This is a genomic window from Vibrio sp. B1ASS3, from assembly GCF_905175355.1.
GTDB classification, from domain to species: Bacteria; Pseudomonadota; Gammaproteobacteria; order Enterobacterales; family Vibrionaceae; genus Vibrio; species Vibrio owensii.
Map to the genome: position 1 here is coordinate 3,719,018 of NZ_HG992742.1, position 23,927 is coordinate 3,742,944.

General features: G+C 42.3%; 28 protein-coding genes. 8 read left to right on the forward strand and 20 right to left on the reverse strand.

Annotation, left to right across the window (positions count from 1 at the left end; translation table 11 throughout):
• The first annotated feature begins 2 nt into the window (after positions 1-2).
• Positions 3-1,001, forward strand: coding sequence for a glycosyltransferase 52 family protein (locus KJB05_RS16890; RefSeq protein ID WP_208445346.1), 999 nt, complete (start codon positions 3-5; stop codon positions 999-1,001).
• Here the strand turns inward: KJB05_RS16890 and KJB05_RS16895 are convergent.
• The 14 genes from KJB05_RS16895 to KJB05_RS16960 are packed head-to-tail and all read right to left on the reverse strand — an operon-like array spanning position 979 to position 12,564.
• Positions 979-1,674 carry an acylneuraminate cytidylyltransferase family protein gene (locus KJB05_RS16895; protein ID WP_208445345.1) on the reverse strand — a complete coding sequence of 232 codons (696 nt, stop codon included), beginning with the start codon at positions 1,672-1,674 and terminating at the stop codon, positions 979-981. The two genes, KJB05_RS16890 and KJB05_RS16895, sit on opposite strands and share 23 nt — an antisense overlap.
• Positions 1,674-2,735: a nucleotidyltransferase family protein gene (locus KJB05_RS16900; protein WP_208445344.1), complete on the reverse strand. Its 1,062-nt coding sequence runs from the start codon at positions 2,733-2,735 to the stop codon at positions 1,674-1,676. Before KJB05_RS16900 ends, KJB05_RS16895 begins: the two co-directional genes overlap by 1 nt.
• A 14-nt stretch (positions 2,736-2,749) precedes the next feature.
• Complete coding sequence (locus tag KJB05_RS16905; RefSeq protein WP_244142932.1) at positions 2,750-3,388, reverse strand: acetyltransferase; 639 nt, start codon at positions 3,386-3,388, stop codon at positions 2,750-2,752.
• Complete coding sequence (neuB, locus tag KJB05_RS16910) at positions 3,381-4,457, reverse strand: N-acetylneuraminate synthase (protein ID WP_208445343.1); 1,077 nt, start codon at positions 4,455-4,457, stop codon at positions 3,381-3,383. Before neuB ends, KJB05_RS16905 begins: the two co-directional genes overlap by 8 nt.
• Positions 4,454-5,125 (reverse strand): PIG-L deacetylase family protein, encoded by a 672-nt coding sequence (locus KJB05_RS16915; RefSeq protein ID WP_038876911.1) that lies wholly within the window; start codon positions 5,123-5,125, stop codon positions 4,454-4,456. Before KJB05_RS16915 ends, neuB begins: the two co-directional genes overlap by 4 nt.
• Before the next feature lie 20 nt (positions 5,126-5,145).
• On the reverse strand, positions 5,146-6,312 hold the full coding sequence (neuC, locus tag KJB05_RS16920; protein ID WP_208445342.1) for a UDP-N-acetylglucosamine 2-epimerase: 1,167 nt from the start codon (positions 6,310-6,312) through the stop codon (positions 5,146-5,148).
• Positions 6,309-6,938 carry an HAD family hydrolase gene (locus tag KJB05_RS16925; RefSeq protein ID WP_208445341.1) on the reverse strand — a complete coding sequence of 210 codons (630 nt, stop codon included), beginning with the start codon at positions 6,936-6,938 and terminating at the stop codon, positions 6,309-6,311. The genes neuC and KJB05_RS16925 overlap by 4 nt, the downstream gene beginning before the upstream one ends.
• Positions 6,935-7,849 (reverse strand): ATP-grasp domain-containing protein, encoded by a 915-nt coding sequence (locus KJB05_RS16930; RefSeq protein ID WP_208445340.1) that lies wholly within the window; start codon positions 7,847-7,849, stop codon positions 6,935-6,937. Before KJB05_RS16930 ends, KJB05_RS16925 begins: the two co-directional genes overlap by 4 nt.
• Positions 7,850-7,851: 2 nt before the next feature.
• The gene (locus KJB05_RS16935) at positions 7,852-9,000 is read right to left on the reverse strand and encodes a LegC family aminotransferase (RefSeq protein WP_208445339.1); all 1,149 of its coding nucleotides are present in this window, start codon (positions 8,998-9,000) and stop codon (positions 7,852-7,854) included.
• A gap of 12 nt (positions 9,001-9,012) precedes the next feature.
• Positions 9,013-10,203, reverse strand: coding sequence for a UDP-N-acetylglucosamine 4,6-dehydratase (locus tag KJB05_RS16940; protein WP_208445338.1), 1,191 nt, complete (start codon positions 10,201-10,203; stop codon positions 9,013-9,015).
• A gap of 2 nt (positions 10,204-10,205) precedes the next feature.
• A complete protein-coding gene (locus KJB05_RS16945; protein WP_208445337.1) occupies positions 10,206-10,685 on the reverse strand; it encodes a serine acetyltransferase in 480 nt (159 codons plus the stop codon).
• A 1-nt stretch (position 10,686) separates the two neighbouring features.
• On the reverse strand, positions 10,687-11,412 hold the full coding sequence (locus tag KJB05_RS16950) for a glycosyltransferase family 25 protein (RefSeq protein ID WP_208445336.1): 726 nt from the start codon (positions 11,410-11,412) through the stop codon (positions 10,687-10,689).
• 3 nt (positions 11,413-11,415) lie between these two features.
• Complete coding sequence (locus tag KJB05_RS16955) at positions 11,416-12,132, reverse strand: 3-deoxy-D-manno-octulosonic acid kinase (protein WP_208445335.1); 717 nt, start codon at positions 12,130-12,132, stop codon at positions 11,416-11,418.
• Positions 12,133-12,159: 27 nt separating this feature from the next.
• Complete coding sequence (locus KJB05_RS16960) at positions 12,160-12,564, reverse strand: diacylglycerol kinase (protein WP_208445334.1); 405 nt, start codon at positions 12,562-12,564, stop codon at positions 12,160-12,162.
• A gap of 103 nt (positions 12,565-12,667) precedes the next feature.
• Between KJB05_RS16960 and KJB05_RS16965 the strand changes: the two genes are divergently transcribed.
• Genes KJB05_RS16965 through KJB05_RS16985 form a run of 5 tightly spaced genes read left to right on the forward strand, consistent with a single transcriptional unit; the run spans position 12,668 to position 16,976 of the window.
• Positions 12,668-13,723: a glycosyltransferase family 9 protein gene (locus KJB05_RS16965; protein WP_208445333.1), complete on the forward strand. Its 1,056-nt coding sequence runs from the start codon at positions 12,668-12,670 to the stop codon at positions 13,721-13,723.
• Between the two features lie 38 nt (positions 13,724-13,761).
• A complete protein-coding gene (locus tag KJB05_RS16970) occupies positions 13,762-14,544 on the forward strand; it encodes a glycosyltransferase family 2 protein (protein ID WP_208445332.1) in 783 nt (260 codons plus the stop codon).
• 1 nt (position 14,545) lies between these two features.
• Entirely contained in the window at positions 14,546-15,577 is a 1,032-nt protein-coding gene (locus tag KJB05_RS16975; protein ID WP_208445331.1) for a glycosyltransferase family 4 protein, read from the forward strand.
• Positions 15,574-16,053, forward strand: coding sequence for a pantetheine-phosphate adenylyltransferase (coaD, locus tag KJB05_RS16980; RefSeq protein WP_208445330.1), 480 nt, complete (start codon positions 15,574-15,576; stop codon positions 16,051-16,053). The genes KJB05_RS16975 and coaD overlap by 4 nt, the downstream gene beginning before the upstream one ends.
• Complete coding sequence (locus tag KJB05_RS16985; protein ID WP_208445329.1) at positions 16,050-16,976, forward strand: glycosyl transferase family 90; 927 nt, start codon at positions 16,050-16,052, stop codon at positions 16,974-16,976. Before coaD ends, KJB05_RS16985 begins: the two co-directional genes overlap by 4 nt.
• Before the next feature lie 24 nt (positions 16,977-17,000).
• Here the strand turns inward: KJB05_RS16985 and mutM are convergent, their stop codons facing one another.
• From mutM to KJB05_RS17015, 6 genes are all read right to left on the reverse strand, one after another.
• The gene (gene mutM / locus KJB05_RS16990) at positions 17,001-17,810 is read right to left on the reverse strand and encodes a bifunctional DNA-formamidopyrimidine glycosylase/DNA-(apurinic or apyrimidinic site) lyase (protein WP_208445328.1); all 810 of its coding nucleotides are present in this window, start codon (positions 17,808-17,810) and stop codon (positions 17,001-17,003) included.
• A 126-nt stretch (positions 17,811-17,936) separates the two neighbouring features.
• On the reverse strand, positions 17,937-18,413 hold the full coding sequence (locus KJB05_RS16995) for a hypothetical protein (RefSeq protein ID WP_208445327.1): 477 nt from the start codon (positions 18,411-18,413) through the stop codon (positions 17,937-17,939).
• A gap of 165 nt (positions 18,414-18,578) precedes the next feature.
• A complete protein-coding gene (gene rpmG, locus KJB05_RS17000; protein ID WP_004410866.1) occupies positions 18,579-18,749 on the reverse strand; it encodes a 50S ribosomal protein L33 in 171 nt (56 codons plus the stop codon).
• A 13-nt stretch (positions 18,750-18,762) separates the two neighbouring features.
• Entirely contained in the window at positions 18,763-18,999 is a 237-nt protein-coding gene (gene rpmB / locus KJB05_RS17005; RefSeq protein WP_005384783.1) for a 50S ribosomal protein L28, read from the reverse strand.
• A 303-nt stretch (positions 19,000-19,302) separates the two neighbouring features.
• Entirely contained in the window at positions 19,303-19,977 is a 675-nt protein-coding gene (gene radC / locus KJB05_RS17010) for a DNA repair protein RadC (RefSeq protein ID WP_171371348.1), read from the reverse strand.
• A gap of 113 nt (positions 19,978-20,090) precedes the next feature.
• Complete coding sequence (locus tag KJB05_RS17015; RefSeq protein ID WP_208445326.1) at positions 20,091-21,764, reverse strand: methyl-accepting chemotaxis protein; 1,674 nt, start codon at positions 21,762-21,764, stop codon at positions 20,091-20,093.
• A gap of 207 nt (positions 21,765-21,971) precedes the next feature.
• Between KJB05_RS17015 and coaBC the strand changes: the two genes are divergently transcribed.
• Together coaBC and slmA are read left to right on the forward strand one after the other, a co-directional pair.
• Positions 21,972-23,171, forward strand: a complete 1,200-nt coding sequence (gene coaBC / locus KJB05_RS17020; protein ID WP_208445325.1) for a bifunctional phosphopantothenoylcysteine decarboxylase/phosphopantothenate--cysteine ligase CoaBC — start codon at positions 21,972-21,974, stop codon at positions 23,169-23,171.
• 160 nt (positions 23,172-23,331) lie between these two features.
• Entirely contained in the window at positions 23,332-23,922 is a 591-nt protein-coding gene (slmA, locus tag KJB05_RS17025; protein WP_005434407.1) for a nucleoid occlusion factor SlmA, read from the forward strand.
• Positions 23,923-23,927: the final 5 nt, after the last annotated feature.

Here is a 23,927-nt window from a genome sequence, read left to right on the forward strand (position 1 = left end):
CCATGAATTTATTTCTAGTCACCTCACCACTACAATATGTTTGTGCTTTAGAAGCTAAAGAATATTTTTCTTGTAAAGAATCAATACTTCTATTAGTAAATCAAAAAAGTAAACATGGCTTAGAGCAACAGAACAAACTCGTTAAAAAAGAAGATTGGGCCGCAGTTATCGAAATTGAACGTAACAATCGTAGTTTTAGTGTTCCAAAAGCAATCAAAAAAATAAAAGAGTTAATGCCAAAAGGAGTATACTTAGAAAGATTTTTTTATGCAGAATATAACGCCTGGTGGACCAAACTCTTATCTCGTAACTTACTAATTAAAAAAGAAGTTTACTTTGATGATGGTACTCTTACCCTATCTGAATATAATAAATTAATCTTACCAAAAACAAGCTTCTACAGGCCAAGGTTAATCCAAGATTTCATTATTAGACTTCATGGACTGAAACCTGTTGGGCACCTACCGCAACCGAGATCGTTAGAGATATTCACACTATTTAATTTAGAACGAGCGCATGTACCCATACATAAGAATAATTTGGACAGATTAAAACGGTCTTATGGACATCCCGCTCTTTTTGATACTTCGGCTGCATTAGGATTTATTGGTCAAGGAGCTGTTGGCGATAAAAACCAGAAATCTGTCAGGGAATACCTTGAAGAGCTTGAAACTCTAGCTAAACTATCTAATTCCAAAATCATTTATTTCCCTCATCGCACAGAAAGAAATGAGGTAAAAGAAGCACTGATGAATTTAGACTATATTACTTATCATCATGGTGAGTACCCTTTGGAGATTGAACTTATAGACAAAAATATAAAGCTCTCCGCACTTATCGGAACATTTTCAACAGTAATGTTTACATGTAGATTACTTTATCCGGATATGCCAATTTACACTCTATCAGATACACATCCGGACAAAATTTTTCAGACCGAGCTAAGAAAGCAGCTAAAAAAAATCAACGTAAAAAACCTTACTCATTACGCTTCTTCATAAAAAACTCTGCAATCTCAAAATCAATTTGATTATCTATATCTACAGATTCGTAGTTATCCATGATATAGGCGTAGGATTCAGAGGTATAACGAATATCACCAAATGCTTTTAGCTTGCTGACATCAAATATATAAATAGCACCATTCAACCGATAATATGCACCGAGGTCTTGAGAACGTTGTAAGGCTTCTGGGCGTAAAAAGTTTTCCATAGAGTAGTCCTCTGGTAGGGTATTAGCCCAAAGTGGAGGATGCTCGCATGGCGTTACAGATACGACCGAAAATGCTTTTTTAGTGTAGAACAGGTCTAATGCTTGATCTATGTGTTCCGATGTTCGCAAAGGCGACGTCGGTTGCAATACAACAACAATATCAGCATCTTGTGCAAAGCTTTCAAGTGTATAAAATAAAGCTGATTCAGTTTTGGCCGTATCTGACGCTAGCTCTGAAGGTCTAAGCCCTGGGACTGTAGCACCTACTTTTGAGCTAATACTCGCAATTTCTTCATCGTCAGTGCTGACCAAAATTTCATCAACAAAATTACTATTTTGAGCCGCATTTATAGACCATTCAATCAATGGTTTATTGGCCAAATGAAGTACATTCTTTCTCGGGAGGCGCTTACTACCACCTCTGGCTGGAATAAACGCAACAACTTTTTTTCCATGAATCATTAGAACATTCCTAAGCTATGTATGTCTGCTTGTGCTCGATTAAAATCATCCATGCGACCTATATCTAACCAATACTCATGAATGGGGAACATTAACACCTTTTCTCTCTGGCGCATGTGCTCTTCGAGTAAAGTAGGCATATCAATATGATAGTTTTTTGGAACAGAGCGAATCACGCGAGGAGAAACGACATATATACCCGCATTAACAAAAAACCTTTGGATTGGCTTCTCGATCATACTCGTGATTTTATTCCCCTCGCCATTAATTACACCATAGGGAATCTGGTAGTCATACTCCCGAACACACATTGTCGCATCTGCATCATTTTCGATGTGAAAATCCAGCAGTCGTTGGAAGTCAACTTTCGTTAACACATCACCATTCATCATAATCAAAGGCAGATCTTTAGGTAAATCTTTCGGCAGCAAGCCGAGAGCTCCCCCGGTACCCAATGGTTCATCTTCATGAACATAACTGATAGAGACTCCAAATGACTGACCATCACCAAAATGGGCTTTAATTTGTTCTGGCATGTAATGCGTCGAAATATAGAAGTTAACGAAACCAGCTTTAATAAAACTTCGAATTACCGTCTCCAAAATAGGCTTGTCACCTATTTTCAACATAGGTTTAGGGCATTTATCTGTTAAAGGCCGTAGACGCGTTCCAAAGCCGCCTGCCATAATGAATACGGGATTATTTCTTTTAGGCTTACTCAAAGCATGTTGGAGCGTTTCGAGCCCCACGACCGCACCATTACTATCTATAAGAGGAATAGATAAGATTCCCTTGGACTCCATCAACTCGGCTAACTCTTCACCAGAAGTCCCTATTCTCACCGTTATTGGAGATACACTCATGACTTCAACGACACTTGTCGTTAGAGGTAAATTTTGTAATAGCCCTCTTCGAATATCACCATCAGTCAAAACTCCAAGCAACTTATTTTTATCACCAACAACAATCGCTATTCGTAGGGCCTCCTTATTGATAACTTCCAACGCCTCTAATAGTGTTGCTGACGGTTCAATTAACACGCTCTTCCAACAATGACTCATAACACACCTGATATTTATTTAATTAACGTCCGAGAGGGGTAGCATGTTCGCCCAGCACCTAATGACCTAGTCAAAGTTGCCCCGGCCCCCACTACCGAATTAGTCCCAATTGTCATGTTATTGATAACTACAGCCCCAGCACCGACGTATACATTTTGCCCCGTCGTCACCTGTCCGCACAATGTAGCATTAGGTGCAACATGATTGTAAGAACCAAGACAGCTATCATGCTCAACAATTGCACCAGTATTTATAATTGAGTGCTCACCAATAAGCACCCCTGCTTGTACAATCGCTCCCTGCAGTATTTGAACACCTTCACTTAATACAGCATGGGATGAAACTTGGGCACTATCAGATATTACAGTTTCAAACTGATAGCCTTTTTCAATAAAGTAGTTATTTATTTCTTGCCTAACATTGAGGCGCGGACTGGGGCCTATGCCGTTAACCAACAACACATCTCTAGGAGCATATGATTCAATATCAGAATCAGATTTTAGTCGCAAAACCTCGCGAAAGACTCGTCGACTTCTAATACAATCTGGACTGATAACCGCTTTAATTGTCCTATTTTGTCTTATAAGGATATCCACTAAGACACTAGCATGACCTCCACCACCAATAATGATTAGTGGGCACAGTTTACTCACGGATGAGCTCTCCCGCCTTATAACTTCGACGTGCTATTTTCCCAAGAACGCTCCAATACTCATAAGGACTCATACCTTCCCCCGGTCTTTTTACACTGAGGTTATCGTTATCAAAGATTTCACCTTGCTGAATATCCCTCTGTGCAACTAAGCTCTTTCGAGCTACAGTTTTATTTTTCAATTCAGACGCCGTCGGTACCTTTACACCATTACCTAGCGCTTGCTCAACTTGTCTGATAGCAGAGACCATTGCCTTCAACTCTTTAGGGTTTAGGGACGCTTTATGATCCGGCCCTTCCATTTCCTTATCTAGTGTAAAGTGCTTCTCAACTATAACGGCTCCCTTTGCGACAGCAGCAATAGGAATAGCAATACCTTCACTATGATCCGAGTAACCGGCGAGAACACCAAAACTTCGGCCCAATGTATCCATAGCTCTCAAATTAATTTCATCAACTGGCGCAGGATATTCTGTGGTACAGTGCAATAAGGTTACTTTGCTTTGCAATGCTGCTTGACCTTCCGGAGACGCATAGGCTTCGCTGAAAGCTTGCTGCGATGGCTCTGCATTAGCAGCAGCGGTATAACCAAAAGCAATAACACCTAAGGTCGCTTCCACTTCAGCTAAAGTCGCTAACCCTGTCGATACGATAAGATCGCAACCAGTACGAGCATGCTCTAGAACTAAGGGAGCATTGGTGATTTCACCAGAAGGAATTTTTAACTTCTTAAGCTTCAAGTCATTAGTCAGAAAGCTCAAACTTTCACTATCAAAAGCAGTGGAAAGAAACTCAATACCAAGCTTTTCACTATGAGCTATCAAAGCATGATGCGCTTCATAGGAAAGTTCCAAGCGACTAAGCATCGATAATTGCGACTCTTCAGACTTCATATTGTTCACTTGATATTCAGCTTGCTTTGCTGTTTCCGTCACCAAGTTTTTAGCTTTAAACGTTTGAAATTTGACTACATCTGCACCTGCCTCATGAGCTGCATCAACGAGTTTAAACGCAAGAGCCTCATCACCATTATGATTCACGCCAGCTTCTGCAATAATAAGAGTTTTCATATAACCTCTTTTAATAACATGAATGCCTCTGCAGCCTGAGAACCAGCTTGTACTCCACGAATAGTCGCAAGTGCATTCAATGCCTTTCGGCTTCTTGGAAATGGAAAAGCCCCCACTTCCGATTCAAATATATCTAAAATATCGAGCTTTCTATCCAAATGCTTTTCAATATTAATGAAAACATTTGGACGAAAGCCGCCATCCTCAGGCTTCATTCCAAAATCTGTTTCAGATATCGTTTCGTAAGCATAAACTTTCTTTACAAACGGATAGCGGAAGGTTTTCGTTGCAGACGCCACCGCATCAAAAACGATCTCATGGTCACTGTGGGCATCATTGCGATACACTGTAAATACTTGCTCCGGCCTAACCTTTCCTACCACTTTACAGATAGCACCAACTAACTCCCCTTTGGGTATTGTTTCTAGTTTAGCCGGCGGAAAATTTAACTGATGGACACTTGAAAATTGGTACTCATGAAAAACAGAATGTATTTCTTCATTACGTTTCTTAATTTGTTCTTGTGAAAAGCCAGATTCTTCGCTCATGCCCGTAACTAGTAACCAATGAACTTGGTAGCCTTCTTCAACAAGTCTTAAGATCGTCCCTCCACATCCCAATGTCTCGTCATCAGCATGAGGAGCAACAATTAGCACAGATTTATTCATCTTTTACCTTTCAGTTATAACTAAACAAGCTTCTCTTTCACTAACCACTTAGTATCCGAAAGGTCAACATCTCTAATGAAATTTTCAATAATATCAGCAGCTTGACCACTACCATATGGATTATCTAGATTGGCAATATAGTTGCGATATTTGATGTCAAAGACAGCTTGTTCGATAGCAGAAACGATGTCATTTTCTTGATAACTAACAAATTTAACATTACCAGCATTCAAGCGTCCTCGTTGTCTATGCCCTACATTCACTACTGGAAGTTTATACATTGGAGCTTCAAGAATTCCCATGCTTGAATTGCCGACAAGAGCTTTCGCATTTCGTAGAAGGTTGACAAATATCGAGCGAGGCAACGTTTGTTGAAGCAAAATTCTGTCAGATTCAAACTCTTTGTATGCCTGAATAATCTCATACGAACCTGGATCACTATTAGGTGTAATACAAACTGCTTTTAACCCCTTATCTTGACACACTTTATCAATAGCCTTTAACGTAGACGTCATTTGCTCATAAGCACTCTCATGCTCAGAAGATAACGGGTGTTTCAAAACAACAATATAGTCAGATAGCTCGGAGCCGATAAAATTAGAAACATCGCCCATACTAAGTTGAGGCTCATTAGTGATATTATCTAGCCCCGGCGTACCACAGAAAGAAATTCGCCACTCATCTTCCCCCATACTTACCAAATTTTTTGAGTATGGTTGAGCAGTTGTAAAATGAATATGTGCGAGTTTACTCACTGCCATACGAATAGGATCATCCGCATTTCCCCAGACAGGGTCTCCACCTCCTATATGAGCAACAACTACATCCATATAGTTCCCTACAATTGCGGTAGCAATGCTTTCTTCTCGATCTCCAACCACAAGAAGTAGATCTGGTTTCTCTCTCTCTACAGTCTGAGTTAGGCCTGAAATTAACTGGGCAACCGCTTTGCTACGTTGTGTCGAACGGTTAGTGGTAAACAAAGTATCAATACGATCTGCAATTTCAAAACCATCACTTTCAACACGGTCAATGGTACTACCATGCCAATCGGAGAGGTGAGCGCCAGAAACTACGACTTTTAGCTCAAAATCATCACTATCAGCGAACCGCTTAATTACAGGGTAAAGAATATCGTATTCTGAACGAATACCAGTTACCGCTAAAATACGCTTAATTTTCTTCATTGTTTTGTTCCAAAAATAAAGGGAATTGCTTCCTCTAATACCTGAATTGATTCTGAGTTATTTCCGTGCAACCATAATGAGGCGATCTGAGCATTTCGCCCCCCTAAATAGTCATTGTTATAACTATCGCCAATCATTAATGCATTTTCTGGTTTACAATCAAAAAACTCCAATACATTCTGGAAGCATCTAATATCTGGCTTTTCATACTTCTCAGAGTTCTCCCTAGCATAAAACACTTTATCTACATGCGCTTCAAGCCCTAAATTACGAACTTTATTCTTCTGAACATCCACTACACCATTAGTGAGGACTGCGGTTCTAATTTGATTGCTTTTTAATATTTCTAAAAAGCGGGAAGAGGATTGTGGCAAATTTATTGCGAATTCAGCTGTGCTATAGAGTAAAAAGAGTAAGTCATGATTTTGTGGAGTATAGCTAGAAGCCATTGTTAACGCTTCTCTCAATATATCTCGACTTTCTTTCCTATTTATAGAGTCAAATGCTCGAAGCAGAGAGCCGCTATCTAATTCGTTAGCTTGCTCATAGGACGAAAAAACACCCGAGAAGTAATCTCTTTCACTATAAATCGTGTCATCAAGATCCAAGATCACTAACTGTTTCATTGAGTAAAAAACTCCTCATAAGCACGGAACATTTTCATTCCCCACTTAACATTCAAATCACATTCCGAAACGCTATTACCTTGTAATATATTGATAAAGTGAGGAATCCAGTTTGTTGTCGCAGCAAAGCCTAGAGCCATGCCACCAGCGATTCTTGGGTTCACTTCGACAAAATAAAGTTCTTCACCATCAAGAAAACACTGAATATTAATGGGGCCAATAAACTCAATGCATTTTGCCAAACGAGTAACTTCTCTCTCTATGATCGAGTTTTGTACTACAACCCCACCGGTTGATTTGCCATTTATAACTCCAAGCCGTTTCCTCGGGACGATGTATACTGGTTTGTTATCCGCATCAAATAGACAGTCAACTGTGTATTCCTCTCCCTGAAGTACAGTTTGAGATATATCATCTTCAGTGAACTTAGAACGTCGTTTTTCTTCATCGTCTTCGATAAAAATACCAACACTACCTCTACCAAAGCGGGGTTTGACTAAAGGATAAATTGGTTCAAGAGATGACTTAGCACATGGTAAGTCATTACTCGCAAAAAATTCTGCTGTTTTCCACTTATCTTGAAAGACTCGTATAGTTTCTACTGGTGAAATAAGTACTTTTATACCTAAAGCCTCAAGCTTTGTTTTTCGCTCTGCCCAACCATTAAGCATTTCATCGAAGGAGGGAATAACAACATCTATTTTGCTCTCAACCAAACATTGCTCAACTTTGTCCCATAAATTTGGGTCATTTTTCTTTGGAAAAATAACAAAATCATCGGCCAACACTTTTGCAGCACAATTTACTGAGATATCCGATGCTACAGCAATATGACCAGACTGTTGAATAGCCTTAATCATATAGGCACTAACCGGGCTACCAGCTGCTTCTGTAAGAATTCGTTTCTTCATACTTATTCACTTATTATTGGAGTACTAGGCAAGTTAACTAAGTGAGCCTCAATAAATTCAGAATACGTTAGGTCACCACGTATTGAATTCTCAAACATAGGTAATCTATGCATAAGTTGCCAAATTGGCCGAGTCATCACTCCAGAATCATTTGTGACACTGAGGATCTCTTCGCGGCTTTCTTTATCCGAGCAAATGATCGCATTTAACCAATAGTTTGACTGCGCATATTCAGGTTCAGTGACAAACTTGATGTCTGAACCTTTAAAAAAGTCATTGTAACCTTCAGCAAGTACTCTCTTTTGTTTTAGGTACTGCTCGATAACTTCCATCTGAGCACACCCTAGAGCTGCATTCAGGTTTGGCATACGATAGTTGAAACCAGGTTCATCATGGAAAAACTCATACGGATGAGGAACTTTTGCTGTCGTAGTAACATGCTTAGTCCGCACACCTAATTCTTGAGTCTTACATAACACCATACCACCACCGCCTGTGGTGATGATCTTATTGCCATTGAAGCTGACAGCACCAAAATCACCAATAGTACCGGTGTGTTTGCCCTTATAAAACGAGCCTAGACTTTCTGCGGCATCTTCAACCAACGTGATGTTCCATTTCAAACAAACAGCAACCAGTTCATCAAGCTCTACAGGGTGACCAAACGTGTGCATTGGTACAACGGCTTTGATTCTTCTACCTGTTTTTTTATGGATACACCCCGCGTCGGTGACTTCGGCATTCTCTTCTAAAAATGCATCCACAGCCTTAGGGCACAACCCTAAACTCACTGGAGATACATCTAGAAAAATAGGCTCAGCCCCCATGTGATAAAGAGCATTGCAGGTTGCAACAAAAGTCAAAGCTTGCGTGACGACCAAGTCGCCTCTTTGAACATCAGCCATGTACAATGCGGCATGCAATGCTGCTGTACCATTCACTGTCGCTACAGCTTTAGCCGTACCAGTGTAAGTTTCAATTTTTCTCTCAAAATCATCAACAAACTTACCGACGCTAGAAACAAATGTACTTTCAATCGTTTCCATTACGTACGCTTTTTCGTTGCCATCGAAAGTCGGTGCATGTAAGGGAATAAATTCGTCTGTTTTGTAAGTATCTCTCACAAATTCAACAATAGATGTCGCTTTCATTGAATACTCCACTTACATCTTGCTATCGAGGTATTTACCTGTTTCTTTGTGCCCAAAATCAGGGATCATGGTAAAGAACAGTTTCACAATCTGCTCTTTGGTCCAAGCTCGCTCACCTTTCATCTCATAGATGCTGCTTTCAAACAAAGTAAGAAGCTCTTGCTCATAAAGAGGTTCATTTTTGATGATGCCCAGATTTTCGAATCGAGACATATCCAGTTCTTCTTTATCTGTAAAAAACTCTTCGAAGTCTTTTTCACCCGTTGTATCACTTGCAGTAAACAAACATGGCCACTTGCCCTGCTCTGGAAGTGTATGTGCAAGTTGGCGAGCTTCTTCTTCTGTTTCACATAGGTGAGGTTCAAAACCAAGTTGCTCTAGGTATTTCACCGCAATATCTGCAAACGAAATAAGATGTAGAGCTTCACTCAGTTTCGGGAAGAAAATGTCACGGTTTTCGCCAAAGATACAAGACATTAAACATAGTTCTCCCGACTCTTGAGGGGTAACAAAGTAACGCTTGATGTCGTTTGGGGCCACGATAGGTTGGCGCTTTTGAATACGTTGGTTAAATCCGTGAAGTAGCGAGCCATCAGAGAATGCCACATTTGCAAATCGAGCCGTTGAGATTGCCATTTGCTCACTTTTACGCATCAGGAACATTTCCATAATACGTTTGGATGCTCCCATCATATTAACTGGGTTTGCAGCTTTATCTGTTGAAACACAGAAGTACTTTTTCGCGCCAGCATCAATAGACTGCTGAATCGTTTTGTCGGTATTAAAAACATTCACATCGATCATGCGCATCAGTGTATAAGGATCTTTTTCACTTCTAACATGCTTAAGCGCAGATAGGTTCAATACATAATCGAACTTACCATCGGCTTTAATGAATGCGTCGTACTCTAGAGAACCAATGTCCAAAGCAAATGTTTGGAAGTCACCATCAATATAACCAAATGAGCTACGGATATCTCGGACAAGCTCTACCATATTGTTTTCACTAATATCGACAACATGTAGCTTCTTAGGGTTACGTTTAAAAATCTCTTTAGTTACGGCTTGTCCGATTGAGCCAGCGCCACCCAGAACAAGGAAACTTGACGCAGAAACAATGCGTGACAGTTCAGATTCATGATGCTGAATGTCTTGATCAAACAAAGCCTCAGTTCGGCCAATCAGGTTTAATATTGAAGTCATTGCTATTCTTTCTCTAATTGAGGCTTTCTAGCCGTAATACTTTTATTATTGCCCACTATCGAGCTGTTATCAGCCACGTTTTTTGTGATGACCGCATTTGCTCCAACGTAACAATTCTTACCAATTGAAATCCCGCCAATGATCTTTGCTCCACTGCCAATGTAAGTGTTTTCTAACACGTGGGCCATCGAGTTATCGGAGTCAAAGTTGCTGCCAATCGTGACTTGTTGATAAATTCGACATCCTTTTTCCACTTTTGCTTGCGAACCGATCACAATTCCACAAGGGTGAGGAAACAATACTGTTGGATGAATGTCGGCTAAATGGCTAACATCACAGTTGTAAACATAAAAAATACGTCTTTGAAAACGCTTGCGTATAAAACGAGAGTGTTGCGTCCCCCAAAACATTAGATCTAATTCGGCACGAAACTTTTTTGAGGGTTCAGACGTAGAAAGCCATTTTATCAATAGTTTAAGCATCCTATTTGACCTTCTTCGGTGGGTTACGAAATAAATGCCACTTACGCCAAAGAGCACACTGAATAGAATACAACTCCCGCGTAAATCGATTCATTTTATTACTCTTCTCGAGCTTACCGACACTGGAATCAAAATCTGTTTCATTCTTAACGATACCTGGCATTATGCCTCGGCATGCGACTTCATTTGACCAAAACTGGTCCATGTAATCATCAACGGGCAGTAGCCATTCTTGAGCAGATTCAATGAACCTTTTTGCAGCCATTGGAGTGACGAAGTAAGATCGAGTTGCGCCAGGACCTCGTAAATACTCGACGACATCATGAGATTTATATGAACCAATTTTGACGAATGGCCGTTTGCGTCCATTAACAAATAAACGAACATAACCATATGGTTGGAGCTCGTTGATGTTTTTCATCGAATCATTAAAGCATTCTTCTAGTTGAGCATCATCCTCAATGACAACAATCGGCTCATTTAACTCTAGGCACTTTTCCCAAAGCAAATAGTGACTGGCGAAGCACCCCAATTCACCTGGCGTCATTCCATAGCCTTTCACTCTAAGTCTTTTCTCAACGTTGTACTTGCTAAACAGAGGATGCTCGCCTTTACGTCCATCTATTGCATCAAAAAACTCAAAGTCTTGCTCTACACCAGCAAATTGAGCTTCGATATGCGCGCGGCGCTCAACTGCGCTTTCCAAACTAATCACAAACGTACGCATTCTCTATCCTTTATTACTTTGGTGGTAACCGCTTAGCAAACAGTCAAAATCTTGGAGGCTCCACGCAATCGCGCATTTACCTTTTTCTTTATTAAATGAGCGTAATAGTCGCTCTAAGTTCTCTTTAGAAACCTTAGTATCTGTAGATGAAAAGCACTTATCAAAGTCGATAATCCAGACCTTGTCTTGGTCATCAATTAATATGTTATGAATATTTAAGTCAGTATGGTTCACATTAACGTTATGCATCTTGGCAATTTCTTGCCCAATCTTCTGGTACATCACTTCCGGTAATGGTTTTTCTTGCAAAATACTGACCAAATCTCTGGCATTTGGGATTCTTTCGCTGAGCAGATCCGCTTGGTAAGTCAAACCTGTTTTAACTGCTCGCGCGGCAATCGGGCGAGGAACATTAACGCCGGCATCTATCAAAATCTGCAAAAGATTTAACTCCTGAGCACTACGAGTTTGTTCCCAACCAGAAAACCAGTATTGGTCTTTCACAAGTTTGCCGAATAGACCACCTCGGCGATAATGTCGAAGGGCGGCTTGCATAGAGTTTAGTTGAACAAACCAGGTTGTTCCCCGACCAGAAGCGCTGCCCAAGATTTTACCTTGTTCTTGCCAATAGCCGGCATCAAATAATGGCAATGTTGGGTCCGAAATGATTTCATCATCAAACCAAATAGTGCAATTACCTTGTTGTGAAGTTTGAATCATATCTATGATACTCACAGCTAAAGTGATTTAGAGATAAAGACTAAGCAAGATATACAGCCATGTGAATCCAGCGAACGCTAATGCCACCATAACTGCCGCTGAGCCGATATCTTTTGCTCGCCCACTCAACTCATGATGTTCGACGCCTACGCGATCCACTACCGCCTCTATCGCGGAATTGATCAACTCAACAATCAAAACAAGAACGACGACACCAAGCATCAAAATGCGTTCTATGACACTCAAGTCAAAAACACAAACCAAAACGATAGCAATGACTAGCATCACAAGCTCTTGTCTAATCGCCGCTTCGTGTTTAAACGCCGCCCTTAAGCCTTTCGCAGAATATCCCGTCGCTTTGATGATGCGCTTTAAACCAGTGTTTCCAGGTTTACCCGAATTTGGAGATTGATGTTGTTGACTATTTGACATTGCGAAGACTCGTCAGTGCTCAGTATAGAAGCGGTGTATTTTACATTTATTGGGGATGTCTGCATAATTTACCTGCATCTATTTATCTGATCAGACAATAACTATGTTCACTTCTACCCCTTCTTCACTCTGTATATTGCGTTTATCTGCAATTGGTGACGTTTGCAATACTATCGCGACGGTTCAAGCGATTCAAAAACAATGGCCTGAGGCCCATATCACTTGGATTACTGGCAAACTTGAAGCTCAATTGCTACAAGCGATAGATGACGTTGAAGTGATTGTTTTTGATAAAAAAGCAGGACTTGATGGCTACAAATCACTGTGGAAGCAACTCAAAGGACGCAAGTTCGATGCTTTGCTTCATATGCAATATGCCATTCGAGCGAGCGTGGCGACGTTAGGTATTAAAGCGAAGTACAAACTTGGGTTTTCTTCTGACCGTAGCCAAGACTTTCAAACTTTGTTCACCAATGTCAAAGTTCCTTCACCAGGCTCTTTGCATGTTGCGGATGGTTTAATGGCGTTTGCCCATCAAATTGGTGTGCCTCAGTCAGAACTATCTTGGTCTTTATCTTACTCAGAAGAGGATAGTACTTGGGCTAAGGCAAAACTAGGTACGGTGAAACCAAACTTGTTATTAGTTCCCGGGGCAAGTAAAGCCTACAAGAACTGGAACGCAAAGGGTTATGTGGATGTCATTAATCATGCGCGAGATAAAGGCTGGAATATCATACTTGCCGGCAGTCCTGCAAAGGTCGAAGTTGACCTAGCAAATGAGATTCAAGCTTTGTTGCGTGAACCTTGTTTAAACTTAGTAGGAGAAAGCTCCATCCTACAAATGCTAGCTTTAATTGATAAGGTACAGATGGTGATAGCACCAGATACTGGCCCAGCCCACATGGCGAGCGCAATGAACACTCCGATTATTGGTTTATATGCCCATCACAATCCTATTCGAGTGGGCCCTTATCGCTTTTTAAAGTATGCCGTTTCTGTATATGAAGAAGTGATTTTTGCAGAAACAGGAAAGACTAGCCAAGAATTAAGTTGGCGAACCCGAGCAAAGGATGAAGCCGCAATGAACCGCATTACAAGCGACCGTGTCGTCGCTATGTTCGACCAAGTCGTAGAAGATTTGTATCCACAATATCAGTAAATTATACCTGTAGAAGATTGTTTAAGAAGGAAACTACCTTGTCTAAACCTACCTTAGCCGTCGCGTTGATCGTAAAAAATGAAGAGAAGCACCTGAAAGCTTGTCTAGACACAGTAAAAGATTGGGTCGATGAGATTGTTCTTCTAGATTCAGGTAGCACTGATACCACTGAAGAAATCGCTAGGCAGTATACTGATAAGTTTTATACAAATTTAGAATGGCCTGGGTTTGGCAAACAACGCCAACTTGCTCAAGACTATGTGGAATCGGATTTCGTGCTTTGGTTGGATGCCGATGAGCGTGTTACCGATGAATTACGCCAAGACATACTCAACGCAATCAGCCAACACTGCGATAAAAACATTTATCGTGTGAACCGACTGACAACAGCCTTTGCAAAAGAGATTCGTTACTCAGGTTGGTCACCTGATTGGGTTGTACGTTTATACAAAACATCAGAAACGAAATATAACGACGCGCTCGTTCATGAAAGCGTTGTTATTCCCGATGACTTTAAAGTAGTTTCGTTAAATGGCCGTTTGAAGCATTTTACTTATGAAAAGCTTGGCGAGTACACGCGAAAAACCCAACTGTACATGCAATCTTGGGCCGACCAGCGTGAAGGTAAAAAGTCAGCCTCACTTTTTAGTGCATTTACCCATGGTTTCTTCCGTTTCTTCAAAATGTATATTATTAAACGTGGCTTCTTAGATGGTCGACATGGCTTTTTACTCGCCGTACTAAGTGCAAACACAACCTTTACTCGCTATGCAGACCTGTGGCTGCGTGATTACGTCAAAAAACATAATAAAGAGCAATAACATGAACATTTGCCACGTTAACTTAGCTTCTGGATACCATGGTGGCGAGAATCAGACGCTGCAACTCATTAAGCAGCAAGTAAAGCTCGGCTATCAACTGACAGTTGTTGCAAACCCTAAAAGCCCTTTCGCCGATGCGGTAAAAGCGTTAGGTGTTAAAGTGGTATTAGCGAACCACTTTTCCAAAGCACACTCAAAATCTATCACTAAGGATTGTGCTCTGATCCATGTGCATGAAGGACGTGCCATTTATTGGGCTCTGATCCAACATATGCTCTACGGCAAACCATATATTGTCACTCGCCGAATCGACAACGCATTGAAAAAGAAATGGTTGGCAAACTTAGCCTATTCGAAAGCCTCCGCTGTGGTAGGTCTAAGTACTGAAATAGTTCAGAGAGTGAAAGACGCTTACCCAACTTCAGTAACCTACAAGATCCCAAGTTCACCGGTGACATACCCTGCTAACGTTGAAACGGTACAAGCGATTAAAGGCCGCTTCTCAGGTAAATTTATAGTGATACATGGAGCAAACATGCTGAAACATAAAGGCTTCAATGTCACTGTCGACGCGGCAAAGCTATTAGAAAAATCCGCACCCTTCGTCCATTTTTGTTTGCTAGGTGATGGCTCAGAGAGAGAGGCACTTGAGTCTCAAGCACAAGGCCTAACTAACATCAGTTTCGAGGGTAAACAAAGCAATATGGGCGATTGGTTTGCCGCGGCAGATTTGCAAGTTCATCCTTCTTACACAGAGGGGCTGGGCTCTGTCATTTTGGAAGGTATGGGCTCTGGTTTACCTGTTATAGGTACTAATGCAGGTGGTATCCCTGACATTATCGACCACAATTCAAACGGCTTACTTGTTGAACCAGGTAATGCACAAGAGTTAGCGAATGCAATAATGAAGATCGCTCAAGATGAAAAGCTTCAACAAGAATTCATCGCCAATGGGCAAGAGAAACTGAAGTTATTTGATATCAACTACACTGCTAACCAATACGTAGATGTTTACGAGAAAGTTTTACGATGAAAAAAGTCATTTACCCAGGAACGTTTGACCCAATCACTAACGGTCACCTAGATATCATTACGCGTGCCGCAGACATGTTTGATCAAATTATTATCGGTGTCGCAGCAAGTCCTTCGAAAAAAACACTGTTTAGCCTAGAAGAACGAGTAAAACTTGTTGAAGAATCAACAGCGCACTTAAGCAATGTATCAACCGCTGGTTTTAGTGGCTTACTGGTTGATTTTGCTCGTGAGCAAGAAGCAAATGTACTGGTGCGCGGCCTTAGAACAACTGTCGACTTTGAATACGAATTTGGCCTAACGAGCATGTATCGCAAACTGTTACCTGGTGTTGAGAGCGTGTTCCTGACGCCAGCAGAAGAATATGCTTTTCTCTCTTCTACCATCGTCCGTGAAGTAGCAATCCATGGCGGTGATGTCGAGCAGTTTGTGCCAAAATGTGTTTATACAGCTATCAAAACAAAGGTAGCCAAATGAGCTTCACTAAATTCAAATACTATTCCAGCAACTCATTAATATCGCTCATTCCCGCCTCGCTTTTTCGACTGTATGCCAAAAGAAAGCTAAAGGCATACGACGAGAATGAGCAAAGTGACATTCAAGCTAGAGTCAAATATTACAACAAGATCATAGAGCAATTTGAAGTAGGCAATAAAGGAACTAAAGTCGGTAGTTTTAAGAAAACTAGTGGGACAACATATTACTTCGATTTACTCAAAGTCATTAAAGGCTTTCCGTCAAACTTCGCTTTTCATTACCTCAACGGTGATGTTCGACACGTCCCAGGTGAGCCGACATTTGTGAAAAGTCGCCCCATTAGCGACGATAATGGCAACTCAGTAATATTAAAATTAAATGCAATTCGACACTTTTACTTTGTTCGCGATAAATTGTCATTTGAAGCAAAGAAAAATATGGTGGCTTGGCGTGGTGTAGGATTCCAACCACGTAGACAGGTTGTGTTACAGAAATTTCATGATCATCCAATGTGCAATATTGGCCAGACTCGACCTTTAGATGGAAACCCATGGGAGAAAGAGTTTATGTCAATAGAAGAGCAACTTACTTACAAGTTCCTTTTGGCCATTGAAGGAAATGACGTTGCCACCAACCTTAAATGGGCAATGTCCTCAAATTCACTAGTGCTCATGTCGAAGCCAACTTGCGAAACTTGGTTTATGGAGGGTCGCCTCGAAGCGGGCATTCACTATGTTGAAGTTGCGGATGACTACTCTGATTTAATTGAGAAAATGGAGTACTACATCGCGCATCCAAAAGAAGCTGAAAGCATCATCAAAAACGCTCACGCATGGATCGATCAGTTCCGAGATCAAAAACGCGAGCGTTTAATTTCATTATTAGTCGCGAAAAAATACTTCGAGAAATCAGGACAAATGTAATCTTGTCCTTCCTCTCTTAAGTTTTTACCTCTGACATTCCCCACAAAAGAAAGTATTACGTTGGCCTATCTTTTGTTCTTGGAGAGCTTCGCCGCATTCTGGGCATGGCTCTCCGGTTTTTCCGTAAACTAATAACTCTTGGGCGAAGTAGCCTGGTTTGCCATCTGCTTGGGCGAAGTCTTTAAGTGTAGTTCCGCCTTGTTGGATGGCGATCTCTAGCGTGGCTTTGATGTTCTCCACCAGCAATTGCCACTCCTTCTTGGTTAGTTTTCCTGCCGGGCGACTGGGATGAATGCGGGTTTTAAACAAAGATTCGTTGGCGTAGATGTTTCCGACTCCGACGACGATTTTGTTGTCCATGATGAACTGCTTAACCGCAACACGCTTACCTTTGGCTTTCTCTGCTACGTAGTCCGCGTTGAACTCTTCAGTTAAAGGCTCTGGTCCCATATGACCTAAAACTGCGTGTGGCTCATTGGGCGCACTCCACAGCCATGCGCCAAAGCGGCGGGGATCGTTGTAGCGCAGCACTTTGCCATTGCTCAGTTTGAGATCCACATGATCGTGCTTTGCTGGAGGAAAATCAGCATCTAACACACGCAGTGACCCCGACATGCCTAAGTGAACAATCGCGGTGCCTTCGTCCGTTTCTATCAACAGATACTTAGCGCGGCGATTGATATTACGAATCACCTGCCCTTCTAGCTTTTTAAGCTCTTGCGGGATATCCCAACGCAGTTTTGGGGTTCTGAATACAAATGCCTTGATCGTTTGGCCAATCATATGTGGACTGATGCCCATTCGGCTTACTTCAACTTCAGGTAATTCAGGCATTTGATTCTCCTTACAACGCTAAAAACTTTGATACTGGGTGGCTAGCATAATCGAAAAAAGCTAAGACAAATACAGGTGACGCAAAGGGTTATTGGCGATAACGTTACTTGATATCAAGCGACTAAATTACTTGGGCATGATGTAGTTGCCATCGACAGAAATCGCAATCCATTTTCCTTGCCAGTTTTTAAACAGCCAAAAATCGTCAAAGCGATAGAACGTCACTCGCTGTGGCTCTTCCAAACCTTGATACCAAATTTCGATGCTTTCCGGTGATGATAAACGCGGCTTTAACTGCTCGTATTGCTCTGGTGTCAGTTCAGTACCTTCCAATGACTGCCAACGAGTCACAAGCTCTTGTACGGGAATATTGGCTTTAATGTTCGATTGCCATTGGCCATTCTGCTTATCTAATTCCCAACCGGCATAGTAGATAGCACTGACATCATGATCAGAGCGCAGCAAGTTTGGATAAGGATCCGTTGGTTCTTCAATAAGGTAAGATTTGATCCATGTTGGCGCATTGAGGATCAGCATAAAAGCAATGATGCCCAAGATAAGAATATTGTTCCAACGACGGCGACGAGCCGGACTAACGCGCATAACGGTTCCTAATCTCATAAGACTAGGGACAAACTATCAAAGCTGGTCAATTTTGACTAGAACAAACGTGGTGAAGGTAAGGTTGAAGTAAAATGAGGAATTTTAGGTAATAAAAAACCCAACTCGAAAGCTGGGTTTTTCAAATCATCAAAGAGATAAAACCAATTATTTGATTTTAGCTTCTTTGTACATAACGTGCTGGCGTACAACTGGATCAAATTTCTTGATCTCAAATTTGCCTGGCATGTTACGCTTGTTCTTATCAGTTGTGTAGAAGTGGCCTGTACCTGCTGAAGATACTAGACGGATTTTCTCACGAACGCCTTTCTTTGCCATTGCCTATTTCCTCTTAAACGTTTTCGCCACGTGCACGCATATCAGCAAGAACAGTATCAATACCCTTCTTGTCGATGATACGCATACCTTTTGCAGATAGGCGTAGTTTAACAAAACGTTTTTCGCTCTCTACCCAGAAACGATGAGTTTGTAGGTTCGGCAGAAAACGACGCTTAGTAGCATTTCGTGCGTGTGAACGGTTGTTACCCGTTACTGGACGCTTACCAGTTACTTGGCATACTCGTGACATGAATGTCTTCTCCAAAATCGTTTCAGCTCGATATCAACCTTGGTGGCCGAACCTCTCTATTTCTTGGAAAGAAGTTAGAGGTTAAGAACCGCTATGGAAAATCCATACAAGGCTATCAAAGGTCGCGCATTATACTAACTTGATATGCATTGCTCAAGACCCGAACAGATCCTTTTTACAGGTTTTCGTGATCTTTTTTTAGACAGCAGGTTTTTTCTAGCAGTCCAAGCTGAATTCAGTTAAAAATTTAGTGGCGAGGATGATAGCAGATTTTTAGCAACTAACAACCTAAAAAACGCACAGTTATATCCAACCTCTTTCGGCAAAAGAGACGCTTTCCCCATCTCCGACAACGAAATGGTCCAAAATTCGAATATCCACCAGCGCTAAAGCGTCGATTAAACGCCGGGTAATCCTTCTATCTGCTTGACTAGGTTCCGCCACACCTGACGGGTGGTTGTGAGCCAAAATCAATGCTGCGGCGTTGTGGTGCAAGGCGCGTTTGACGACTTCTCTCGGATAAACCGATGCAGCATCGAGTGTTCCTTCGAATAAAATCTCATCTTTTATTACCCGATGTTGGTTATCTAAGAAAAGAATGTAAAAAGCCTCTCTTTGTCGGTCTCTTAATATAGAAGAAAGATAAAGTTTGGTTTGTTCTGGGCTGGTTAACGCATCACCACGTTTTAATGTCTCAGCTAAATAGCGTTGCGTCATTTCCAAAACGGCTTGTAACTGGACGTATTTCGCTTGCCCCAACCCTTTATGTTGGCAAAACTCTTTCTCTGAGGCAGAAAACAACTGACGAAGCGATCCAAAGTCTTGGAGCAGAAAGTCCGCTAATTCGATGACGTTCATGCCTTGCGTGCCAGTGCGCAAAAAAATAGCCAGTAATTCGGCATCCGACAACGCTTGTGGTCCGCGTTTAAGTAATTTCTCTCTTGGCATGGACTCGTTGGGCAAGGTTTTCAGTGTCATTAGGCGATTCTCTCTATTAGTGAGCGCCTATTGCACAAAATAAAAAGCGAAAGTCGAACCTGACTTTCGCTTTTTTCGTTAACCACTGCTTTTCTATGTAATCGAGCGATCAATCAAAGCTTGAAATTTCCAACCAGATCGTGAATTTCAGATCCTGACTGCGACAACTGAGTGCTGATACCTTCCGCGTGCTGAAGCGTGTCATTAATACGATTCACGATTTGTTGAATCGCCACTAGATTCTGGTTGATGTCCTCAGCAACCGCACTTTGCTCTTCTGCTGCAGAAGCGGTTTGGATACCCATATCTCGAATAGTACCAATAGAATGATGCACGCCAGACAGCGATTGCTGAATCATAGAGGACTCTTCAACCGTCTTAGCTCCACGCTCTTGGCTCGCCGCCATGGTAGTAACCGCTCTCGATACGCCTGTTTGTAGTTGCTTGAGCATATCGCCAATCTCATGAGTACTGTTCTGCGTTCGACTTGCTAGCGAGCGAACCTCATCAGCCACCACGGCAAAACCACGACCTTGTTCACCGGCACGCGCGGCTTCTATCGCTGCATTCAATGCGAGTAAGTTGGTCTGCTCGGCAATTTCACCAATCACATCGAGTACCTTGGTAATTTGCTCGGTTTGTTGACTCAGTTCTGCAATCGCTTCAGAGGTGCTGTTCACTTCATCGACTAACTTGCTAATGCCATCAATCGCTTGATCGACTTCGCGCTGCGCTTCAGTAACTTGTCCGTTCGCATCATCAATCGCCTGCGCGGTAGCATTGGTATTACTCGCGACTTCTTTTGCCGTCATGCTCATTTGTGTTACGGCCGTCACCACCTTATCGGTTTCCAGACAATGGTTTTGCATTTGAGCACTGGCTTGAGAGGTTTGCTGATCCAATTGTCCAGAGACGCTTTGAACTGTATTGGCAGAACGCTGGATGTCCTGCATAAGCGGATGCAGCTTATCCATGAACTCATTAAATGCCGAAGCAACCTCACCGACTTCATCTTTACTCTCAATTTTCAGACGAGCCGTCAGATCACCGCCCTCCGCAGCCACATCTTGTAAAGAAGCGGCAATGTGCTGTAGTGGTTGAATGCCTTTAGACACGATAATACTGGTAAGCACGCTAGTGATAATAAGACCAATGACCGAGATGGTGACCGCAGAGAGCGTATGTTCATTCAACTCCTGTGTGCGCAGTTCACGCTGCATCGCCACTTGCTGATCAATATCATCAATATAGATGCCCGTACCCAGCACCCAGTCCCACTTAGACAAGTACTCGGCATAACCTAATTTTGGTGCTTGCGCATCGATGGTTGGTTTATGCCAAGAGAAATAAAGGAAGCCATCGCCGTTCTTAGATGCATCAATCAGCCCGCCAATCACTGCTACGCCATTTTCATCTTTCAAACCGATAAGGTTTTTACCTTCTAGGGACGGCTTAATCGCATGCAGCGTGTTGACCCCTTTCGAATCATAAGCAAAGAAATAACCATCGCTTTCAAAACGCATCGCTTTGAGAATCTCTTTTGCCGCTTGTTTGTTATTGCCGTTTATGTCCGTATCGTAAAGCGGCTTTATCGCTGTAACCCCCATCATCATGTAGGCTTGCAGCTCTTTCTTGCGTGTATCAATTAACTCTTGTCTATCCCGAGCCAATTCCGCTTCTAAGCTATTACTGCTGTTGATGTAATAAACCACCGAGATCAATGTGGTGATCAACAACAAAGGGATCAGAGTCACCAGCAGCAATTTACTTCGACTTTTCAGCACCATCTTATTCCACTACCTCATTATTGTTATTTTTCCCCTTCTATCTTGCAGAGCGGGCAAAGATTGTCTGTGAAGTAAGCAAAAGTTTTATATAAGGCTCAGCAATTAATATTCTGTAGTTTGATATGGATTAGCTTCTCATCAGATTTGCTTGGGCGATGAGAGATTCAGTTGTGCTAAACTCGTCGCCAGAAAAATTGGAGATCTCACATGCAAACACTAGCAGGAAAGAAAATTCTACTCGGCATCAGTGGCGGTATTGCCGCGTATAAATGTGCGGAGCTAACCCGTCGCCTAATAGAAAGAGGCGCGCAAGTTCAAGTAGTGATGACCAAAGCAGCGAAGGAGTTCATTACTCCCTTAACCATGCAGGCAGTCTCTGGGCGTCCGGTGTCGGATAGCTTATTAGACCCAGCAGCAGAAGCGTCGATGGGTCACATTGAACTGGCAAAATGGGCAGATTTGGTTCTTCTTGCACCTGCGACCGCAGATTTAATTGCACGTATGTCGGCAGGCATGGGTAATGATTTACTTACCACGTTAGTACTTGCGACAGGTTCACCAGTAGCGGTATCTCCGGCAATGAATCAACAGATGTACCGCAATATCGCAACTCAAGAAAACATCGCGACACTGGCACGCCGTGGTATGCACATTTGGGGCCCTGCGGCCGGTGAGCAAGCATGTGGTGATGTTGGTCCTGGTCGAATGCTAGAGCCAATGCAGTTAGTGCATCTGTGTGAGCAGTTCTTCCAACCGAAACTGCTGGCAGGAAAATCGGTACTGATCACCGCAGGTCCAACTCGTGAAGCGATTGACCCAGTGCGTTACATTTCTAACCACAGCTCAGGAAAGATGGGCTTTGCACTAGCAAATGCAGCAGCACAACTAGGTGCGAAGGTCACGCTAGTCTGTGGACCTGTCAGCTTGAATACGCCAGCGGGTGTTGAGCGAATCAATGTTGCGAGTGCACAAGAGATGCATGATGCTGTCATGGCTCACGCGCCTAGCCACGATGCTTTCATTAGCTGCGCCGCCGTAGCCGATTACCGTCCAGAAAACGTGGCGTCTCAAAAGTTGAAAAAGACCGAAAACAACGATCAGATGACCATCAACATGGTCAAAAATCCTGATATCGTAGCGACCGTCGCCAATATGACTGAGCAACGTCCATTTACAGTTGGTTTTGCCGCAGAGACCAACGACGTAGAAACCTACGCTCGCGGTAAACTGATAAAGAAAAACCTCGATATGATTTGTGCGAACGATGTTTCTGTTGAAGGCCAAGGTTTTAACAGTAACGACAACGCCATCACTTTATTCTGGCCAGAAGGCGAGCAGGCGTTGGCACTAGAATCCAAAGAAGCGCTAAGTTTCAGAATTTTGGAAAAAATGCACGAATTGATGTAATTGCCATTCGCTTTTCATAGAAAACTGGCACAAATTTGGTACAAACATGACAAGTGAGGGTGTTAAAGCTCCCATTACCTCCTCACTGGTCTAGTTTGATGCCAAAGAGCGTCTTATAATCCCCTCCGCTCAACTTTGTATTTTGAAAGGAAGTAACTAAATGGCCGGCAGTAAAAAATCCAATCGTCGTGAAGAAATCTTGCAAGCTCTCGCGCAGATGCTTGAATCTACAGAAGGTGCTTCACGCATTACTACGGCAAAATTGGCGAAACAGGTCGGTGTTTCAGAAGCGGCACTTTACCGCCACTTCCCAAGTAAAGCTCGCATGTTTGAAGGCTTGATTGAGTTCATTGAAGAAGCACTCATGACACGCATCAACCGTATTTTGGATGATGAGAAAGACACACTAGAGCGCATTCGCATGGTAATGCACCTTATTCTGGCATTCTCAGAACGTAACCCAGGTTTGACACGCATTCTTTCTGGCCATGCTCTAATGTTTGAAAATGAGCGCCTACGCGATCGCATCAACCAACTGTTTGAACGTATCGAAACACAGCTTCGTCAGATCCTTCGTGAACGTAAGATCCGTGAAGGCAAATCGTTCCCAGTGGAAGAGCGCATTTTGGCGGCTCAAATCCTAGGGCAAGTTGAAGGCAGCTTGAACCGCTTTGTTCGTAGTGATTTCAAATACCAACCAACGGCGAACTTTGACGAGTATTGGGCACTTCTTAGCGCACAAATTAAGTAGAGATT

What these genes read in the sequence shown, in the direction of transcription:
- KJB05_RS16965 (WP_208445333.1), top strand. Translation starts at nt 12,668, where the DNA reads ATGTTCACTTCTACCCCTTCTTCACTCTGTATATTGCGTTTATCTGCA.
- KJB05_RS16940 (WP_208445338.1), bottom strand. Translation starts at nt 10,203, where the DNA reads ATGACTTCAATATTAAACCTGATTGGCCGAACTGAGGCTTTGTTTGAT.
- rpmB (WP_005384783.1), bottom strand. Translation starts at nt 18,999, where the DNA reads ATGTCACGAGTATGCCAAGTAACTGGTAAGCGTCCAGTAACGGGTAAC.
- KJB05_RS16960 (WP_208445334.1), bottom strand. Translation starts at nt 12,564, where the DNA reads ATGTCAAATAGTCAACAACATCAATCTCCAAATTCGGGTAAACCTGGA.
- KJB05_RS16950 (WP_208445336.1), bottom strand. Translation starts at nt 11,412, where the DNA reads ATGCGTACGTTTGTGATTAGTTTGGAAAGCGCAGTTGAGCGCCGCGCG.
- mutM (WP_208445328.1), bottom strand. Translation starts at nt 17,810, where the DNA reads ATGCCTGAATTACCTGAAGTTGAAGTAAGCCGAATGGGCATCAGTCCA.
- rpmG (WP_004410866.1), bottom strand. Translation starts at nt 18,749, where the DNA reads ATGGCAAAGAAAGGCGTTCGTGAGAAAATCCGTCTAGTATCTTCAGCA.
- neuC (WP_208445342.1), bottom strand. Translation starts at nt 6,312, where the DNA reads ATGAAGAAAATTAAGCGTATTTTAGCGGTAACTGGTATTCGTTCAGAA.
- neuB (WP_208445343.1), bottom strand. Translation starts at nt 4,457, where the DNA reads ATGAAAACTCTTATTATTGCAGAAGCTGGCGTGAATCATAATGGTGAT.
- KJB05_RS16985 (WP_208445329.1), top strand. Translation starts at nt 16,050, where the DNA reads ATGAGCTTCACTAAATTCAAATACTATTCCAGCAACTCATTAATATCG.
- KJB05_RS16895 (WP_208445345.1), bottom strand. Translation starts at nt 1,674, where the DNA reads ATGATTCATGGAAAAAAAGTTGTTGCGTTTATTCCAGCCAGAGGTGGT.
- KJB05_RS16900 (WP_208445344.1), bottom strand. Translation starts at nt 2,735, where the DNA reads ATGAGTCATTGTTGGAAGAGCGTGTTAATTGAACCGTCAGCAACACTA.
- KJB05_RS16945 (WP_208445337.1), bottom strand. Translation starts at nt 10,685, where the DNA reads ATGCTTAAACTATTGATAAAATGGCTTTCTACGTCTGAACCCTCAAAA.
- radC (WP_171371348.1), bottom strand. Translation starts at nt 19,977, where the DNA reads ATGACACTGAAAACCTTGCCCAACGAGTCCATGCCAAGAGAGAAATTA.
- coaD (WP_208445330.1), top strand. Translation starts at nt 15,574, where the DNA reads ATGAAAAAAGTCATTTACCCAGGAACGTTTGACCCAATCACTAACGGT.
- KJB05_RS17015 (WP_208445326.1), bottom strand. Translation starts at nt 21,764, where the DNA reads ATGGTGCTGAAAAGTCGAAGTAAATTGCTGCTGGTGACTCTGATCCCT.
- KJB05_RS16955 (WP_208445335.1), bottom strand. Translation starts at nt 12,132, where the DNA reads ATGATTCAAACTTCACAACAAGGTAATTGCACTATTTGGTTTGATGAT.
- coaBC (WP_208445325.1), top strand. Translation starts at nt 21,972, where the DNA reads ATGCAAACACTAGCAGGAAAGAAAATTCTACTCGGCATCAGTGGCGGT.
- KJB05_RS16925 (WP_208445341.1), bottom strand. Translation starts at nt 6,938, where the DNA reads ATGAAACAGTTAGTGATCTTGGATCTTGATGACACGATTTATAGTGAA.
- KJB05_RS16975 (WP_208445331.1), top strand. Translation starts at nt 14,546, where the DNA reads ATGAACATTTGCCACGTTAACTTAGCTTCTGGATACCATGGTGGCGAG.
- KJB05_RS16915 (WP_038876911.1), bottom strand. Translation starts at nt 5,125, where the DNA reads ATGAATAAATCTGTGCTAATTGTTGCTCCTCATGCTGATGACGAGACA.
- KJB05_RS16890 (WP_208445346.1), top strand. Translation starts at nt 3, where the DNA reads ATGAATTTATTTCTAGTCACCTCACCACTACAATATGTTTGTGCTTTA.
- KJB05_RS16995 (WP_208445327.1), bottom strand. Translation starts at nt 18,413, where the DNA reads ATGCGCGTTAGTCCGGCTCGTCGCCGTCGTTGGAACAATATTCTTATC.
- KJB05_RS16935 (WP_208445339.1), bottom strand. Translation starts at nt 9,000, where the DNA reads ATGAAAGCGACATCTATTGTTGAATTTGTGAGAGATACTTACAAAACA.
- KJB05_RS16930 (WP_208445340.1), bottom strand. Translation starts at nt 7,849, where the DNA reads ATGAAGAAACGAATTCTTACAGAAGCAGCTGGTAGCCCGGTTAGTGCC.
- slmA (WP_005434407.1), top strand. Translation starts at nt 23,332, where the DNA reads ATGGCCGGCAGTAAAAAATCCAATCGTCGTGAAGAAATCTTGCAAGCT.